At 30.8% G+C, this 16,696-nt stretch carries 17 protein-coding genes, 1 tRNA gene and 1 pseudogene; 10 read left to right on the forward strand and 9 right to left on the reverse strand.

Going from position 1 to position 16,696, the window contains the following annotated elements; translation table 11 throughout:
* Positions 1–115 precede the first annotated feature (115 nt).
* The 7 genes from ETP70_RS02485 to ETP70_RS02515 form a co-directional block, all read right to left on the reverse strand.
* Complete coding sequence (locus ETP70_RS02485) at positions 116–1,789, reverse strand: DNA-binding transcriptional response regulator (RefSeq protein WP_151899693.1); 1,674 nt, start codon at positions 1,787–1,789, stop codon at positions 116–118.
* Positions 1,782–2,447, reverse strand: a complete 666-nt coding sequence (locus ETP70_RS02490) for a hypothetical protein (RefSeq protein ID WP_151899694.1) — start codon at positions 2,445–2,447, stop codon at positions 1,782–1,784. The genes ETP70_RS02485 and ETP70_RS02490 overlap by 8 nt, the downstream gene beginning before the upstream one ends.
* Before the next feature lie 17 nt (positions 2,448–2,464).
* On the reverse strand, positions 2,465–4,954 hold the full coding sequence (locus ETP70_RS02495) for an ankyrin repeat domain-containing protein (RefSeq protein WP_151899695.1): 2,490 nt from the start codon (positions 4,952–4,954) through the stop codon (positions 2,465–2,467).
* A gap of 72 nt (positions 4,955–5,026) precedes the next feature.
* Entirely contained in the window at positions 5,027–5,707 is a 681-nt protein-coding gene (locus ETP70_RS02500; protein WP_151899696.1) for a DarT1-associated NADAR antitoxin family protein, read from the reverse strand.
* A complete protein-coding gene (locus ETP70_RS02505) occupies positions 5,700–6,227 on the reverse strand; it encodes a DarT ssDNA thymidine ADP-ribosyltransferase family protein (protein WP_151899697.1) in 528 nt (175 codons plus the stop codon). Before ETP70_RS02505 ends, ETP70_RS02500 begins: the two co-directional genes overlap by 8 nt.
* A gap of 209 nt (positions 6,228–6,436) precedes the next feature.
* Entirely contained in the window at positions 6,437–7,495 is a 1,059-nt protein-coding gene (locus ETP70_RS02510) for a penicillin-binding transpeptidase domain-containing protein (protein WP_151899698.1), read from the reverse strand.
* Positions 7,496–7,722: 227 nt separating this feature from the next.
* Complete coding sequence (locus ETP70_RS02515; protein ID WP_151899699.1) at positions 7,723–8,688, reverse strand: helix-turn-helix transcriptional regulator; 966 nt, start codon at positions 8,686–8,688, stop codon at positions 7,723–7,725.
* Between the two features lie 178 nt (positions 8,689–8,866).
* On the opposite strand from ETP70_RS02515, the gene ETP70_RS02520 reads away from it, so the two are divergent.
* Positions 8,867–9,484, forward strand: a complete 618-nt coding sequence (locus ETP70_RS02520) for a DUF6088 family protein (protein ID WP_151899700.1) — start codon at positions 8,867–8,869, stop codon at positions 9,482–9,484.
* Positions 9,477–10,457 carry a nucleotidyl transferase AbiEii/AbiGii toxin family protein gene (locus ETP70_RS02525; protein WP_151899701.1) on the forward strand — a complete coding sequence of 327 codons (981 nt, stop codon included), beginning with the start codon at positions 9,477–9,479 and terminating at the stop codon, positions 10,455–10,457. The genes ETP70_RS02520 and ETP70_RS02525 overlap by 8 nt, the downstream gene beginning before the upstream one ends.
* On the opposite strand, the gene ETP70_RS02530 is transcribed toward ETP70_RS02525, so the two are convergent.
* Positions 10,454–11,563 (reverse strand): site-specific integrase, encoded by a 1,110-nt coding sequence (locus ETP70_RS02530; protein WP_151899702.1) that lies wholly within the window; start codon positions 11,561–11,563, stop codon positions 10,454–10,456. The two genes, ETP70_RS02525 and ETP70_RS02530, sit on opposite strands and share 4 nt — an antisense overlap.
* Before the next feature lie 351 nt (positions 11,564–11,914).
* Positions 11,915–12,226, reverse strand: a pseudogene (locus ETP70_RS02535) (IS30 family transposase); the annotation flags it as partial.
* A gap of 65 nt (positions 12,227–12,291) precedes the next feature.
* On the opposite strand from ETP70_RS02535, the gene ETP70_RS02540 reads away from it, so the two are divergent.
* The 8 genes from ETP70_RS02540 to ETP70_RS02575 all read left to right on the forward strand — a co-directional run bounded on the left by ETP70_RS02540 (position 12,292) and on the right by ETP70_RS02575 (position 16,692).
* Positions 12,292–12,651 (forward strand): transposase, encoded by a 360-nt coding sequence (locus ETP70_RS02540; protein WP_151899703.1) that lies wholly within the window; start codon positions 12,292–12,294, stop codon positions 12,649–12,651.
* 145 nt (positions 12,652–12,796) lie between these two features.
* Entirely contained in the window at positions 12,797–13,114 is a 318-nt protein-coding gene (locus ETP70_RS02545) for an IS3 family transposase (protein ID WP_188110032.1), read from the forward strand.
* A gap of 223 nt (positions 13,115–13,337) precedes the next feature.
* Positions 13,338–13,958 (forward strand): porin family protein, encoded by a 621-nt coding sequence (locus ETP70_RS02550; protein WP_151899705.1) that lies wholly within the window; start codon positions 13,338–13,340, stop codon positions 13,956–13,958.
* 61 nt (positions 13,959–14,019) lie between these two features.
* Positions 14,020–14,095 (forward strand) — tRNA-Arg (locus tag ETP70_RS02555).
* Between the two features lie 155 nt (positions 14,096–14,250).
* Positions 14,251–15,483 (forward strand): tyrosine-type recombinase/integrase, encoded by a 1,233-nt coding sequence (locus ETP70_RS02560; RefSeq protein ID WP_151899706.1) that lies wholly within the window; start codon positions 14,251–14,253, stop codon positions 15,481–15,483.
* A complete protein-coding gene (locus ETP70_RS02565) occupies positions 15,480–16,019 on the forward strand; it encodes a hypothetical protein (RefSeq protein ID WP_151899707.1) in 540 nt (179 codons plus the stop codon). Before ETP70_RS02560 ends, ETP70_RS02565 begins: the two co-directional genes overlap by 4 nt.
* A 210-nt stretch (positions 16,020–16,229) precedes the next feature.
* Positions 16,230–16,424 (forward strand): helix-turn-helix transcriptional regulator, encoded by a 195-nt coding sequence (locus ETP70_RS02570; RefSeq protein WP_230973296.1) that lies wholly within the window; start codon positions 16,230–16,232, stop codon positions 16,422–16,424.
* A gap of 1 nt (position 16,425) precedes the next feature.
* Positions 16,426–16,692: a hypothetical protein gene (locus ETP70_RS02575; RefSeq protein WP_151899708.1), complete on the forward strand. Its 267-nt coding sequence runs from the start codon at positions 16,426–16,428 to the stop codon at positions 16,690–16,692.
* Positions 16,693–16,696 lie beyond the last annotated feature (4 nt).

The raw sequence follows: 16,696 nt of genomic DNA on the forward strand, positions 1-16,696 counted from the left end.
CCTTTTAATATTATAGTAATTAGTATTATACCTTTTAGTATAATTTGAGTCAAATAAAAAGTTTTCTTTGATACTCTCTAAGTTTATCTAATGGCATTTAAGAACCTTTTTTGTTTCATTGCACCTTTTTTCTAATACCAGATTTTGTAATGATTGTCTCTCTTTGATGCAAAGGTTTTACTTTTTTTGGAGCGTAAGGAATATAATGTGGAGGTTTTTCTATAATTTTGATGATAGTGAACAAAGTTTGAAACCATTGCATTATCTCATTTTTGGATATTGCTTTATATCTTGTGTTCGAGTGTACATAATTATTTCTTCTTACTATAAAGGAGTTTATATTTTCAATTTTATAGCCAAATTTATGCATCAACGATATAATTCTGTCTTCAAATTTTTTACTTCTGCACTCTTCACCGTCCCAATATATATTATCAATTTGCCTTTCTGTTATAAATACACTTAAAATGGCTTCTAAACTACGGGCAATTGAAAGCATTGCATAAGGATATTTGTTTGATGTATTACTACTTAAAATATCAAAAATCTGGGGAATATCTTCTTGAAGTTGTATCCAATATTTTTCATATTTAGTTTTGTGTAAAGTGTATTGATGAAAAATATCATTTTTTAATATTTTTAACATATTTTTTTGTATATCATAGATATCTTTAAGATACTTTTCTGCTAATCCTCTATTGACCAATTTGATTAACTTGTTAATATTGCTTTGAGTCGTTAGATTATAGTTTTGAAGATGCTCTTTTTTTACATAACCCAAAATATTGCTATCATAATTATAGAGTTCATCAAGCAAAAGGCTATTGCTTGATGCTGTAAATATAACTATCTGAATACCAGGATTAAATTCTTTTATTTTGTTAAATATTTGAATACCTGTAAAATCAATTAGTTTAGTATCTTTTAAAAAATCATCTTCATGCAATCTCATATCTAATATAATCACATCTGGATTAAAACTAATAATATCTGCCATGATAAGTGTGATGATCTCTTCTTGTTTCTTGTCCTTGTAAGTTGTTTCTACTGTTTGCAAGTGGCAACTATCAACTTCTTTAAATATGTGTTCAAAAATGCTTTTCCAGCCTTTTTCCCACTCATCATCTATATAAAGGACTTTCCCACTTTCATGAAGTTTCTGCTTGTGCTTAGTAAAGAGACTTTTTTGTATAGGAAATTTTTCTTGTAAATATTTAAAATATAACATTGAGGATATATCATTTTTAATTTGTGCTATATCGGTAGTTTGAACATCTAAATACTTCGCCCATCTGTACATACTCCATTCATTCGCAATACCATGATGAGACAAGTAATCTTTTGGTTGTTCAACTGCTATTTTTTTCAAAAAATCAGTTTGATACTCTTCTAGGGATAGATGAGTAAAATGAAACATTTTACTATTTTCTATTGCTTTTTGAGTATTTGCAATTAAAAATATATTTTTAGTAAAAAGTATTTTTGCCATCATATCAAGTTTATTTAATAGGCAAGCGTCAAGATCACTGATGATTACGATTGGTAGATACCTTTTAGTTTCTAACTCTTTTGAGAGTCGTATATGGTAAGCGACTCTTAGCCCAAGTAGCTCAAGATAGTTTGAAGATAAATTGTCTTTGATAAAGATTATATCTGTATTGTTTGGTATTTTTGTTACAATATTTTCTGATATATTTCTATCTGTATCATCTATTGGTGGATATTTTATTTCTGCTGTAAATAGTTTTATGTCTATTATGTTGTCATTATGTATAATTAAGCTATTCATTTTCAATGCTTTTTTTAATATAGTTGCTTAGACTCTTTTTTAGTTCTAAAATATTCTCAAATGCAACCTTATTAAATTTGTCTTTTTCTATTTTAAAATCAAATTGTATATCTTCTAATAAGTACATATCAACGACTTCGATCATTTTTTTATAATTTATAGTTTTTTGGTCTCTGTTTCTTTCTACAAAAAGTGATAAACTCTCAAAAATATTTAAGGCTATATTGAGTTTGTATCTCTGTCCATAAATTAACATCAAAAGATTATGATTATTTTCTCTATAGCTTTGTAAAAACAGTTCCAGATTTCTACTATAGAACACTTTTGAATTAGTGATAATAAACTCATAATTTGCATTGTGATAATAATTTTCATCAACGCCACCAGAAAAAAACACTAATGCTTTTTTATTGGTTTCACAATGAGTTTTCAATTTGTCAAGTATGAGAGTATTGTCATCTTCATAAGCTGATTTATGTGTAATAATAATATCATAAGGGCTAAAATCAAAATTATCATTGAGCATATCTTTTACAAAAGTATCATATTTTTTCTCTATAAAATTATCTAAAATATCACTATACAAACCGAGATCTATATGCGTGTCTTGCATAAAAAGTGCTTGCCTTTTTGCTCTGTCTTCTATCAAGAGTATCATGATATGCGTTTTTCCCCTTACTTATAAAACCTAAGTATATGTGTAAATCCACTTGGTGCTTTATCTAGTTTTTCTATATTTCCTGCATTATTGCTTTTTAAATAATTAATTTTATTGTTTTCATTTTTATAGCTATCTAGCACGCTCCAATCGCATAAATTCTGCAATGCTTCTCGTATGTTTAAGAAATCACCATCATTTACTTGTTCTAACAACTCCTGAGGAGTTCTATTTGAGGATGAATTGAGATGAGTAATGTAGAGTTCTATATACTTTGCCAGACTCTCTTTTGGCTTATGTACTGCAACTAAAACTTCATCTAAACTGCTATTTGTAGTATGAAATTTTATAAATTGTTGGAATATTATATCTAAAGCACTTTTAAACTTTTCTACATCAGTATAAAAATCAACACCTTTAACAGATGCGTCAATATCACAAGCTATATCATTATCATTTAATTTAATTTCAAAATCATCAAAAATTTTCTCTAGCATATTACTATCATTTCGTACTTCTATTTCCTCTTTAAATAACGATACAAGCTCGCCAAAAGTTGTGATAGTTTGATTAGTAACTTTTATAGGTTCTTTTAATACAAACTCAAAAGGCTTCTTCCCATTGTTAATATGCTCTTTTAGTTCATCCACAGATGACCAACCAAGTCGTAACTTCTCATCTTTTGACCAAATAGTCGCTTCATCGGTATTTTTAAATATAAAGCTTTCTATTTTTTGATACAAATTTGGTGAAAGTTCTTTGAGTTCATCTTTTATAGTATTCCATTGGTTTTGAACTTTTGAAATAAAGTCATCAAAACGTAAAACATCTTTATTCTCACAACTCCCTTCCCACGAATGAGTTGTACATTTTATAGGAGTGTCGAGAGTGAAAAATGTAAGTAATTTCATCAATGCTTGTGGATTGTTATTTGGTTGCAAAAAAGTTGAAGATTTTTCAATAAGTTCTATTAACTCTGTTTGTTGAAGATATTTAACTCTATCATATAAACTGTCGCCATTATTTAATTGAATATTAACATCAGCACCGTTTTCTATGAGAAGTTTTACAACATCAATCAAATTTTTTTCATAGGCTATAGAAAGTGCTGTTTGATTTTTATTATTTTTAATATTTATATCACCGCCAAGATCTATAAATCGTTGAGTTAGTATGATAGGGTCTACATTTTTAAATTTTTCTTGCAATTGTTGAGAGAGATTAGATGATTTCATATTCATAATATTAGATATGTTAGATAATTTCATAGATAACTGTTGCTGTTTTAGTAGCACATCAGATAAAATACTATTCTTATCAGGTAAGTTTTTTAATGTCTTTTTAAAAGCTTCTAAGTTGCTTTCTATCTTTTTATTTGCATTATATACTGCTTGATAGAGATCTGGCATACTATTGAACATTTCCAGTAAAGCATTTTGCATATTTTTTTCAAAATTTGCTATATCAAGATCTAAAAAAATCATTAATAGGCTATCATTGTCTTCATCTACATCTTGTATGTTTATATCTCTTCGTTTCAATAACTTTAAAGATCTTTCGTCACCAGATAAAAATAAAGCTCCGAGAAAATCAATCTCTGAAAGTTTTTTAGCGCCTTGTTCTATTAAATACTTTGACATTTCATGAGTGCCAAACATTATGGAAACCATAAGTGGAGAAGCTGCGTTTTCCGTATTAACTTTAGCACCATATTTTATAAGCAATTTTGCTGTATCATTTTTATCAAATAGTATGCTAAAAACCAATAAATTATGCCCTTTAATTTCTTGATTAACATCAGCTCCATGCTCTATAAGTAATTTAGCAATATCAGTTTCGCCGAACATTATTGTATATGCCAATAGACTCAATCCTTCAATTTCTTGATTAACATCAGCTCCATGTTCTATAAGTAATTTAGCAATATCGGGTTGATTAAAATTAATGGCAGTTGCTAATAAATTTTTGTCTATACTAACATCAGCACCATTTTCCAGTAATATTTTTACTATATCACCCCTATCATATACTCTGGCGAATGTTAATAAACTCAAATCTTTAATTTTTTCATTTGGATTTAAACCATTATTTAGCAAAAACTCTATTGTGTCTGAGTTATCTTCAAGTAAAATAGATTTTATAAATTCTTTTTTACCAATATATTTAATTGTTATTTTTGATAACTGTTTATCTTTGGCTACATTAACAAATCTAAATAGTGAAATTGGTATCTCTTTTATAATAAAATAGGTATTAATATCGTTAGCTAACAATATCTCAATAATTTCATATCGCTTTTGTATAATAGCTAATAGTAATAGATCTTTTTCATTTCGTAAATCTATACCTTGTTCAACCAATAGTTTTGTATTTTCAATATCATTTAAAAGAACAGTTGCATCTAAAGTACGTGCAAGCTCCTTTTTTGATAGCTGTTGATTATTTTTAATTGCTGTAACATTTTTAGATATTATTTCTTTTATTAATTGATTATTCTTATCTTGCATTTCTACTAACCTCTGTTATATTTTATCTAATTATACTTATAAATATACCCATATCTTGTCACTATTTTCTTTTTATTCAAAATTAAAAGTAGCTTGTTTACCATTATTCCGGTAAACAATTCTATTAAATTCTGCGGGAGACTTTATTGCATCATTTAATAAGTTCATTTTAATTAGAGAAACTAAAATTGCACATGTCCTTGCCTGACAATTGATTGACTTTTTTGGATTAAATTCTATATCGCTAAAAGCATCATATTGTGCAAGATTTTCTTTTATATACTCCATATGAGGGAGCAACGCTTTAATGTATATCCAATCATAAAAAGCGCTTTTTGGTTCAAGTTCCCAAGTGACTCCTTCAAACTTAAAACATTGCAGGTTTCCAGAAGTTTTTATTCTCTCATCTCGTTTTGCATTAAGAGAATCTTTTGTATATATGTCATGATAAGGACCACCATTTTCAAATACTTTACTCCCCTGAAAAGCTGACTCAATGCTAATAGTTCCATAGTCATCAGTTTCTAGCATCAAATTAAACGCACTCAGTCTATGCCCAAGTTTTTCACTTGATTTTGTAGATACTTCAAGTATATTTTCATAACCTTCTTTTGCAGCACTTTCATGCAAAGAAGTAATACATTTAGATTTTTGAGAGATCGCAAAACCATTATAATATTTAAAATCTATCTCTATCTCTTTAAACAACTCATTTTTATCATTTGTTGGTACAAATATTGGTCTTTTAGCCACGATAAACTCCTACTATATCTTTTATGTCAATTTTATCTTGAATCATAATCTCTCCATATTTCGCATTTTTTCTTCTTTGTTGGATTTGAGGATCTCTCCAGTCAGTTCTACTCCATAAAACATCTAAATCAATATATTTGGAAAGATCATTAATATCGCCATAAATCTTTGCTCCAGTTTTATTTGCAATTCTATCTGAAAAGATACTTCTGTTTCTAAACAATACACTGGCATCAATTTTCAACCAAACAGGATTTGGAATATCTCCGTTTTGAGTTTTTACATGCTGCATAGGGTGTTCTTTAATAAAACTAAGATGTACAAATTGATCTAAGCCTTTGGATATATCTAAATTATGACTCAATTCATTCGCACCATAACAAGCAACATCTATCCTATTATGTATAATATTACGAAGTGATAAAACACCATGCTTTTTAATCGATTCCAAATTACTTAAATCTGTAAAGTGCCAAATTGATTTAATGCCATAATTTTGTAGAGTTGCTTGAATGTTCATCTTTTCTTCCTCTTTTTGTTAGATATAGAGGAATTATAGATTATACTATAGTCATATTTTGTCCAAAAATAAATATTTGATTAATTAAACTTTTTTTTCTAATACTTATTTTGTAGTAATTATTTCCATTTCTGATAAAGGCTTTTTAGGTGTATATGGTGTGTAGTTTGGAAGGGCATCAGATATGATTCAGATACCCATTTTTTTCATTAAATCAATATCTCTTGCACTAAAATATTCAAAACATCCTTAAATGCAACAGCAGCAGTCTCAGATGCATACTGACTTGTTTGAGGTTCTTGAACAAGTACAGCTATTGTATAACTTTTTTTATTTCCATTAACAAATCCGACAAAGGAGCAATTGTACTCTTTGATGTATCGCCCATTTTTCGCAACATGAGCAGTACCAGTCTTTCCGCCTATCTCTAGGCCTTGCGCCTTTGCATTTTTACCTGTACCTTTTTCTACTGTCTCTATCAAAATCTTCTTTACTGCATTGGCAGTTTTGGTATCTATCACTTTTTGAGGTTTTTGTGCTGCGCTACTGGCAACTATTCTAGGTTTTATGAGTATGCCATCATTGTTAAAAACATTGTAGGCTTGCAGGAGTTGCAGAAGATTAACTTTTACTCCATATCCATAACTGGTAGTCGCTTTATAGATTTCATATTTCAAACGCTTACTATCAGGAATAAAACCACCGTTTTCAACACTCAATCCATCTACGGAATGTTGTGTAAAACCAAACTTTACAAGCCCGTCGTGATAATCTTGTGCGGGCAACTTCTGTGCTATCTGTACTATACCTATATTTGAAGAGTATATCACTACATTTGCAGCACTCAGCCAATCAAATGGATGATGGTCAGTTATAGTTCTTCCTTTGACCTGATAACGCCCCTGATGTCCATTAATAAGATCATCTGGAGTAATAAGTTTTTTCTCTAATGCCAAAGAAAATACAACCGGTGCCAGAACAAACCCAGGTTCATATGTGAGATTTGCTATGCGATTTTTTGGAAAATCTTTCACTACATCACTGTTAGAATCAGCCAGACTAAGAATCTTTCCTGTTTTTGAATCCATAACAGCTACTGCAACAGCCTTTGCCTGAAATCTCTTTTTCATAGATTGTGTGAGAGATTGTAGTTGTTTTTGCAGTGAGGCATCAAGTGTGAGTGGTATCACTTTTGTAACAGTTACATTCTCTCTTGCGCTAATAATAGAAGCCAAGAGTAAAAGTAGAACGAATATATTTTTTTGCATAGTGAAAATCCTTTTTTAAATTTTGTTCGTATTTATAGCCTAAAATGGATTTTCATCATCCATATCCATATCTTAGAACCTTTGAGAATATCTTATCTCTATATCTCTTGTGCGATTTCCCACCAATATGATTTTGTTGTACATTTTGATTTTCCTATTTGTTTACGATGATATAGTATTCTTTACTATGGAGAGATATTGTCAATGAATAAAACTATTGTGAAATATTATAACAAATATGCTCTTACATCAGTTTCAATCTTCTCTCTTAAAGAATCAGGTGAAACAACTTTCATATGTGGAATCCACTTTTTTACAAGATCTTCTATCTCCATCTCCTGTGTTACCGTAAATGAGAACAATATACTTCCATCATTCTTTTGCTCTATAATCTTTTGAGAAGGTAAAAATTGTTTCATCTTGAAATATTTTGCTTTCTTTGGGCTTACTTCTACCACTACCTCTATAAGGTGTCTTCTAAAAGATGGCGTATATTTGGGGTAGGGGGTTTGTATGGTTTTTATAAAGTCAACTATATCTGGATTATGATGAAATGTTTTTTTATGAAGCACAATATCTGTAATATTTGTAACTCTAAAAATACTAAAAGGGTAAGCTTCATTTGCATTCTCACCCACAAGATAAAAGTTTTCATTGATAAAGAGAATTTTATAAGGTTTGAGCTCATAACTGCTCTCTCCTTTTGCTTCTTGTTGTGTGATGGTAATATATTGCTTGTATGTGATTGCTCTCTCCATCTCACGCAGAAGCTTGACATCCTGTTTCTTTGTTTCAAAAGGTTTTGTGACAAATTCATAACACTCTTTTGATTTTTGGATTTTTGTATTGATAATTTTCTTATCATTCTCATCTATATTTAAACTCTCTAAAATATTGTTTCTTTGTGCAATATTAAACGTCTGTACCATTAAAGCTAAGGTGTCTTGGTCTAAAAAGTTGTTAAAGATCTCTTTTGTTATCGCTTTATAACATCCCTTTTCACCCTTGCCACCGCGAATAAGATCAAAACTCTCAGGAAAATACTCTTTGATTACATCAAGATCTCTACGGATTGTTTTTTCACTTTTTCCAAACCACATTGCATCGTTTTGTAAAACATCAATACAAACTTTTTCTCCACTGTTAAATCTTTTTAAAAGTTCTAAAACTCTCGCTGTTTGATTGGTTGTCATAACACACCTTCAAATTGTTTTAGAAAATTATAACCTTATTTTTGGTCATATTTTGTCTAATGGTAATATTAATAGATTTGCTAAGTGATAAAATTTTTGCTAATACTGTAATATAAGTAAAATTAAATCCAGAAAAAGATATACTTTTTTCTGGAAAATATAAGAAGGAATTACTTCAATGAAGCTCTATGATAAGGTATTTTATTTCATTGCTGGTCATGGTAGGGGGTGGGCATTCTCTCCAAGTGATTTACTTGAAAAATTTACCAGACAAGAGATTGACAGCACTTTATCAGATCTAACTAAAAATAAGAAGATTAGAAGAGTAGCAAGGGGAATCTATGATTATCCTCAATATAGTGATTTTTTAGAAAAAGAGCTTAGCCCAGATATAGAGCAGGTAGCCCGTGCATATGCAAGAAAGTTTAACTGGCAAATAGAAGTTAGTGGTGAAAGTGCATTAAATATTTTGGGACTATCTACACAAGTAGAGGGTATATATATTTATCTTAGCAATGGTCCAAACAAAACCTACATATTAAATAATGGTACAACTATCAAATTTAAAAAATCAGCATTAAAAAATATAGGTTTTAAATATAGAGAGAGTTCACTACTTGTTCAAGCACTTAAAAGTCTTGGCAAAGAACATATTAACGATGAAGTTATTTTGAAAATAAGAAAAAGAATTGATGAAAAACTTTATAGTAAGATTTTAAAAGATACAAAAAACTCTACGGGTTGGATATATGAAGTTATAAAAAAAGCTTTAAAAAAAGAGCAAGAGCATGAATAGTATCGCAAAATTATCTCAAAAAGAGAGACAGGAACTATTTTCAGAAACTGCAAAAATGATGCAGACAACAAGTGCAATCATTGAGAAAGATTTTTGGGTTGTTTGGATTCTTGATAAAATATTTTCAGATGAAAAGTTAAGTAAAATATTAATGTTTAAAGGTGGTACAAGTCTATCTAAAGTGTTTAATCTTATTGGTAGGTTTTCTGAAGATATAGATTTGATTCTTGATTGGAATATTGTTACCAATGAAGATCCTAATGAACAAAGAAGCAAAACGAAGCAGGGTAAATATAATAAAGAGGTCAATGAAAAAGCAAAAATATACATCAGAGATGAACTTTTACCTATTATTGCTGAACTTGTTTCCCCATTATGTAGCTGTAGAATAGATGAAGATGATGCATTTAATATTAATGTGTCATATCCTACAACTTTTGACGATAAATACTTAAGACCTGAAATATTACTGGAAATAGGTCCTCTAGCTGCATGGTTGCCATATAATAGTTTTGAAATAACATCTTATGCAGCAAAGTACTTTTCAGAGCATTTTAAAAAGACTAAAACTCATGTAAATGCTATTGTGGCTGCTAGAACTTTTTGGGAAAAGGCAACGATATTGCACCAAGAAGCAAATCGAAGTGAGGAAAAACCGTTACCTACAAGATACTCAAGACATTATTATGATTTAGCAATAATGACAAAATCAGATGTTAAAATTGAAGCTTTAGCAGATATGGAACTTTTAGAAAAAGTAATTGATTTCAAAAATAAATTTTATCCTGCTTCTTGGGCAAAATTTGATGAAGCTAGACCTAATACCCTAAAACTAGTACCACCAGAATATCGTTTAGGGGCATTAGAAAAAGATTATAAATCAATGGAGCATATGATTTTCGATAAGAAACTTACATTTGAAGAAATTGTGAAAATTCTAAAACAGCTTGAAATTGAAATAAATAATATTTAAAATAATTTTTCTATTTCTATATTAGCAGTTTTAGATGCTTCTTTATGATTGACCGTCAAATAGAATTGGTTCACTGTATCTAAATTTGTATGTCCTAAAGATGCTGATAAAATGGTATTTGCAATCCCGTGTTCTCCCATAGCACTTACTAGAATATGCCTAAAATAGTGCATAGTTAATTTTTCTATTCCTGTTGCCTGTTTTATTCTTTCAAGTTGTCTTTTTGGAGAATAAAGTTCTTTTTGAGTCTTTGGCGACTTGAAAATTAATCCTTGCCATTCATCAGGAACTTGTAATAAAGCATCTTTGATGACACCAGGCAAGTCATAATTCTGATCTATCCCTAGCTTATTATATTGGGCTAAAATAGTATATGAATTATGCTCAAAATCTATTTCTTCCCAGTGGAGAGTTCTTATCTCATTCCATCTTCGTCCATATAAAGCAAACAAAAAGAGAGCTCTATAAAATGGATCATCATGAAAAATATTAGATATTTCCTTATATAATATTGTGAATTTTTGAGTTGCATTCTGAACTATTTTTTTATTTCGATACTGTTTAGGTGATTTTATAATTGGAACTTCTGATATTACTTTATTTTCATAAGCATATGTGAGTATTGGTTTTAATATTTGAATTAAAACTTTTTTGATGCTTCTTGGACTGCATCCATTAAGTGTCTGTTTGGAATGACCTTGCTTTTCCATTGATTTGCGTAATGCATCTATATCAACTTGGCGGATAAGTTTTATTTTTTTATTTCCTATACCATTTTTACAATAAAGATTATAAGTGTCTTGTCGATTTTTTGTCCAAGCCGAATCTTCACATGCTAGCTTGAAATAAATTTCAGCGACTGTGTTTAGTGTGCTGTTTTCATTAAAATTAATACCTTCATTTACTTCTTTATTCTTTTCAAGCATAAGTTGAGCTTTTGCATTGGAAATTCTAGTTCTTTTATCCCACTGCTTTTTAGAATAATCTAAAACTTTTTGTTTTGATTTTCCGTTGAACTTAAAATTGAGATAAAATTTAGTATAATCATTATTCGATTTTATACCAGTTTCCACTTTTTTTGTAAATTGTGCTCTATCAACAGCCATTGTCAACCTTTATTATCTAAAAGTATAGGACATACTTTGGGACATACTTTTATAAGAAACATTATACACTGAAAAGAATTAATAAAAAAATTAAATGCCTGTATAAAGGCTTTTAGGGGCTAAAAAGAACTCTAAAGAAAGATATGAATTATGCTTGCGGTACCAGCGGTCACATGTTCGAATCATGTCGGGCGCACCATTAACAAACTTCCTAAATAACGGCATTCCAAGAGATTTTCAAAACTAATTTATTTGTTTAAGATTAAGTTACTCCCACTTTTATTTCCACTTTTTAAATAAAAATTGAAATACACCCGCCAATTCTAATATCAAGTGCAATTTCCACCTAATTTAACTAGCTAACTTTTTACTCATTTCACTAAAAAACACCTCATATGGAGTTTTATATCCAAGGATTTTTCTAGGTCGATTGTTAAGTCTGTTCTGAATCATAATGATTTCATCCTTTGAGACATTTAAAAAGGTGCTTTTCTTGGGTAAATACTGCCTGATTAATCCGTTAGTATGCTCATTCAATCCTCTCTCCCAAGAGTGATATGGATTAGCAAAGTAAAAATCTGTGTTCAGTGCAGCTGCTACTTGTTTATGATATGCGAATTCCTTGCCGTTGTCACTTGTAATTGTATGAGTGATCTTTTTCATTGGTGTGATGCGGCTACACTTATTCATACTCAGAACATTTAGCAATTCTGAGATAAAATATCAGTATGAATAAGGATAAAAAGAAGATGAAAAACAGTAAATACACCAGAGAATTTCGAGATTCAAGTGTGCAGTTAGTGATGAATTCAAATGAATCAACAGCAAAGATTGCCAAAGATTTGGATGTCAATGAAAAAACACTTTATAATTGGGTCAGAGAATACAAGAAATCCAATAATATTCCCATAACACCACGAGGTGGATTTACAAACAACAGCACTATTAAAGAAACCGCAGAAGAAGAGAATAAACGCCTGCGTGCAGAGAATAAACTTCTCAAACAGGAACGAGACATATTAAAAAAGGCAACCGCACCCCAAGGGCACTTCTTTCAGGGCGCGTATTTCGCCAAAGAAACTCTGTGAAGTATGTGCCGTGAGCGAAGCGAGGAAATGCCCTTGGGGTGCATGGATACAAGAACACTCAAACGAGTTTCAAATAGCAGTGATGTGTAGGATACTTCAAGTCGATAAAGCAAGTTATTACCACTGGATAAAGCAAGGATGCCAGATGCAACAGATAGATAAAAAACTTAATGAACTCATTGAAATTATCTTTATGCAGGGAAGAGAGAACTACGGTACCCGACGAATTAAAGATAAACTGGTACAAAGGTATGGATTTGTTGTTTCTCGTCGTCGCATAGGGCGTATAATGCGTGAACTGGGGCTTGTTGCAAAGACGAAAAAACGCTATAGAATCAATACAACAAACTCAAATCACAACTTACCTGTTGCACCAAATATTTTAAACAGAGATTTTTATGCTTCATATCCTGATGAGAAATATGTTGGCGATATCACTTATATTCCAACAAATCGAGTTTGAAGAAAAAATGATGTTACAAGTTGAAACAGCAGCTTAGAATCTTTATGGATAAGTATGAAATAGGGTTGACACATCATGCTTCTTAGACTGCATCCGTTAAGAATCTGTTTGGAGTAACCTTGTTTTTGCATTGATTTTCGTAATGTATCCATATCAACTTGGCGGATAAGCTTTATTTCTATAAAAAAAGATTACAATACGTTTATAATTCTAAGGAGAAACAATGAAAATACGAAATCTTTTATGTCTGAGTGGAATGCTTCTGCTTTCAACAACACTCTTTGCCGGCGAAGTTCCTGAGGAAGCGGATGCTTCTCGCGCACATATTGAGGCAAAACACCATGAAGAAGGAAACCTTTATATCGTTGCCAAAGGACTGTTGAGTTTAGGTGACAATTATACGGAAGAAGCAAAAGGCACAGAACCTGAAGCGATTTTAAAAGGTGACACCGGACAGGGTTTCGGAATTGATTTGGGATATAGACTGGGCTATGGTTTTGCTACAGAATTTGATTTTTCATACACACATACTACGGTTACAAAATCTGTTGTCGGTGAGGCAGATGTAAGTGCGGGAGCAGATTATTACAGTTACGGTATAGATTTGCTGTACGGATATCATGTAAATGAAGAAATTGTTCTTTTTGGAAAAGCAGGATGGGAAATCGAGAAAGAAAAAATCAGTGCTTTTGGTATTGACGGAACCAATGACGGATTTACCTATGCTGCCGGAATGGAATACGGTCTCTCTTCGCATTGGGCACTGATAGGAGAGTATGAAGGCTCTTTAATAGACGGTCCGCGCGGAGATAACATTTTTGCCGGTGTAAGTTATACTTTTTAAAACATTCAGACAGTCTCTGTGAGCAGGATCTTTCTGCTCACATAAAAAAATACTGTTTTTTCTCCTTATCGCTTAACTGGATAAAGCAGTCCCCTCCTAAGGGATAGCTCGTGGTTCGAGTCCACGTAGGGAGACCACCTATCAATTTAATGCAATCCAATAAATACATTTTAACCCCTAAAATACGAACTTTTAAGTACTTATTCTATAAAATACAAACAACTGCAATATAATACAATTAACAAATTTAAGGGATAACTTTAGGGATTAGTGGTAATATACTGTTATCCTTATGAAAAGAGTTATCCCTATGGCACGAAAAACGACACCTTTAACAGATACAGAAATAAGCAAAGCAAAACCAAAAGCAAAAGAGTACAAGCTTTTTGATGGTGGAGGACTTTATCTCTCTATAAGCCCTAAGGGTGGTAAATGGTGGCGATTAAAATACCTATTTGAAAACAAAGAGTATAGAATATCTTTAGGTACCTATCCAAGCACACCGCTAAAAGAAGCAAGAAAACAAAGAGATGAACTAAAAGAAAAAATAGCTTTAGGGATAAATCCAAGTTCAGAACGAAAAGCAGAAAAGTTATCCCTTAAAACAAAACAAGATGAAGCAAAAAACACTCTTAGTCATGTAGCTGATGAGTTTTTTATGCAAATTATAGAGAGTGTTACACCTAAGTATCATAAGAAGTTGAGAAGTTACTATGATAATCACGTGAAAGCCCCGTTAGGAACAAAACCAATCAAAGAGATACAAAGGGTTGATATTTTATCAATTGTTGATACAATGCAAGATAAGGGTATATTTGAAAGCACAAAAAAAACAATAAATCTTTTAGAGAGAATTTACAAATATGCAATAGTTAGGGAGTATGTAGAGCATAATATTGTTGCCGATTTTGATAAGAAAATAGTTATCAAGAAAAGGGCAGTGAAACATCATGCATTTTTTAAAGATGATAATATGATAAAGATACTGTTAGAAGCTGTAAATAATTATCAAGGCGAGATAGTTACAAAGTATGCTTTAAAAATTATTCCATATTTAGCAGTAAGACCGATAGAGTTGAGATCGTTAAGATGGGAGTATATCAACTTTAAAGATAATCTCATAACAATACCAGCTGATAAAATGAAGATGAGAAAAGAGCACTTAATTCCTATGACTTCAACAGTTAAGAAGATGATACAAGAGCTACAAGAGTTCACAAGTGATAAGCCATATTTATTTGCAAACGCAGTCTATAAAGATAGATACATGAGTGAGAACACGATTAATGTAGCACTTAGACGAATGGGATTTAGTAAAGATGAGATAGTATCTCACGGTTTTAGAAGTATGTTTAGCACTATTGCAAATGAAAAAAGCCCTTTTAGTCGTGATGTAATTGATACGCAATTAGCTCATAGTGTAGGAAGCAGTGTAAGCCAAGCATATAACCGTGCCAAGTATCTTGATGAGAGAGTGGAGCTTATGCAGTGGTGGAGTGATTATCTTGATGAGGTGCAAAGATGATAACACAATGGATTAAAAAAATTTCAGAGCAATATAATTTAATAGACTCTCTTGTACTAAGGAGTAATGATTTTTATAGTTTAAATTCAAAAATAAAAGATATTCAAAAAAGAGAAATCTTTATAGTTCCGCCAGCAGATATAAATAAAATTGCAAATAATATCACTAAGTTAGCGGATAGAATTCCAGATGTCAGGAAAGGCTTAGATGTTTTAAATAAAACAGCAGCAGGTGCTTTTTTTTGGGAAGATGAACAAGAACAAGCTGAATTTGTTATAGAACTTATAAAGTTAAATATTTTAGTTAGAAATATTAGTAAAGAGATAGGGCTTGATAATGCGATGAAAATACAGTTTTATTATGTTATTAAAATATTTAAACATTATCTTAATATTAAAAAAAGAGTTCCATTAGAAAAGTATGCAAATATCTCTATTACTTTGATGTTTGGAGAGTTGAAAGAGCGACAATATAAAATTACAAATGATATTTTAGAAAAAACTTGCATAAATATCACATTTAGATACTACAATTAAAATCAATTTCTTAAATATTTAAATACACAGCACACACTACATACTTTAAAACTTAAACTTACTTAAGCTTAGATAACTCCTTGTTTAAGCTTTGTAGTAAATCACACTCTCAAAAAAAATATAATACATTACAAATAAGTTTAAACAAATACATCAAAAAACTATAATTGATGTATAGCCACCCTTTGGCAAGGGCGAACACTTTTAAGAGTGTTTGGAGTTATTACAATGGAAAAGCGATATTACAGAGCTAAAGAAGTAGCGGTGTATTTAGGCGTATCAATTACAACAGTATGGAACTATGCAAAAGATGGGAGATTAACTCCTAAGAAGTTATCTAATCACGCAACAGTTTTTGATATTAAAGAAGTAGAAACACTTTTTGATAATGTAGAGGTGGCTTAATATGAAAACTTTAAGTCATAAACTACACATATTAAAAACGCTACTTGAAAGTGATGTAAAACTCACGGCTACAGACTTTAGCTATGTATCAAATGCAAATCAATACTTTTGTGAATTGGAACTTCAAGGGCTGATAAAAAGCGAATGGGGCAAAAAAGGAAATGCAAAAGTAAAACTTAGATATGTGCCAAATGAGATAAGAGAAAAAGCGAGTAAATTTCTCTCAACTCACATAAAATCAAATGAAGCCCAGAACGGCAAAGATTGACTCA

It is taken from the genome of Sulfurimonas hydrogeniphila (assembly GCF_009068765.1).
GTDB classification, from domain to species: domain Bacteria; phylum Campylobacterota; class Campylobacteria; order Campylobacterales; family Sulfurimonadaceae; genus Sulfurimonas; species Sulfurimonas hydrogeniphila.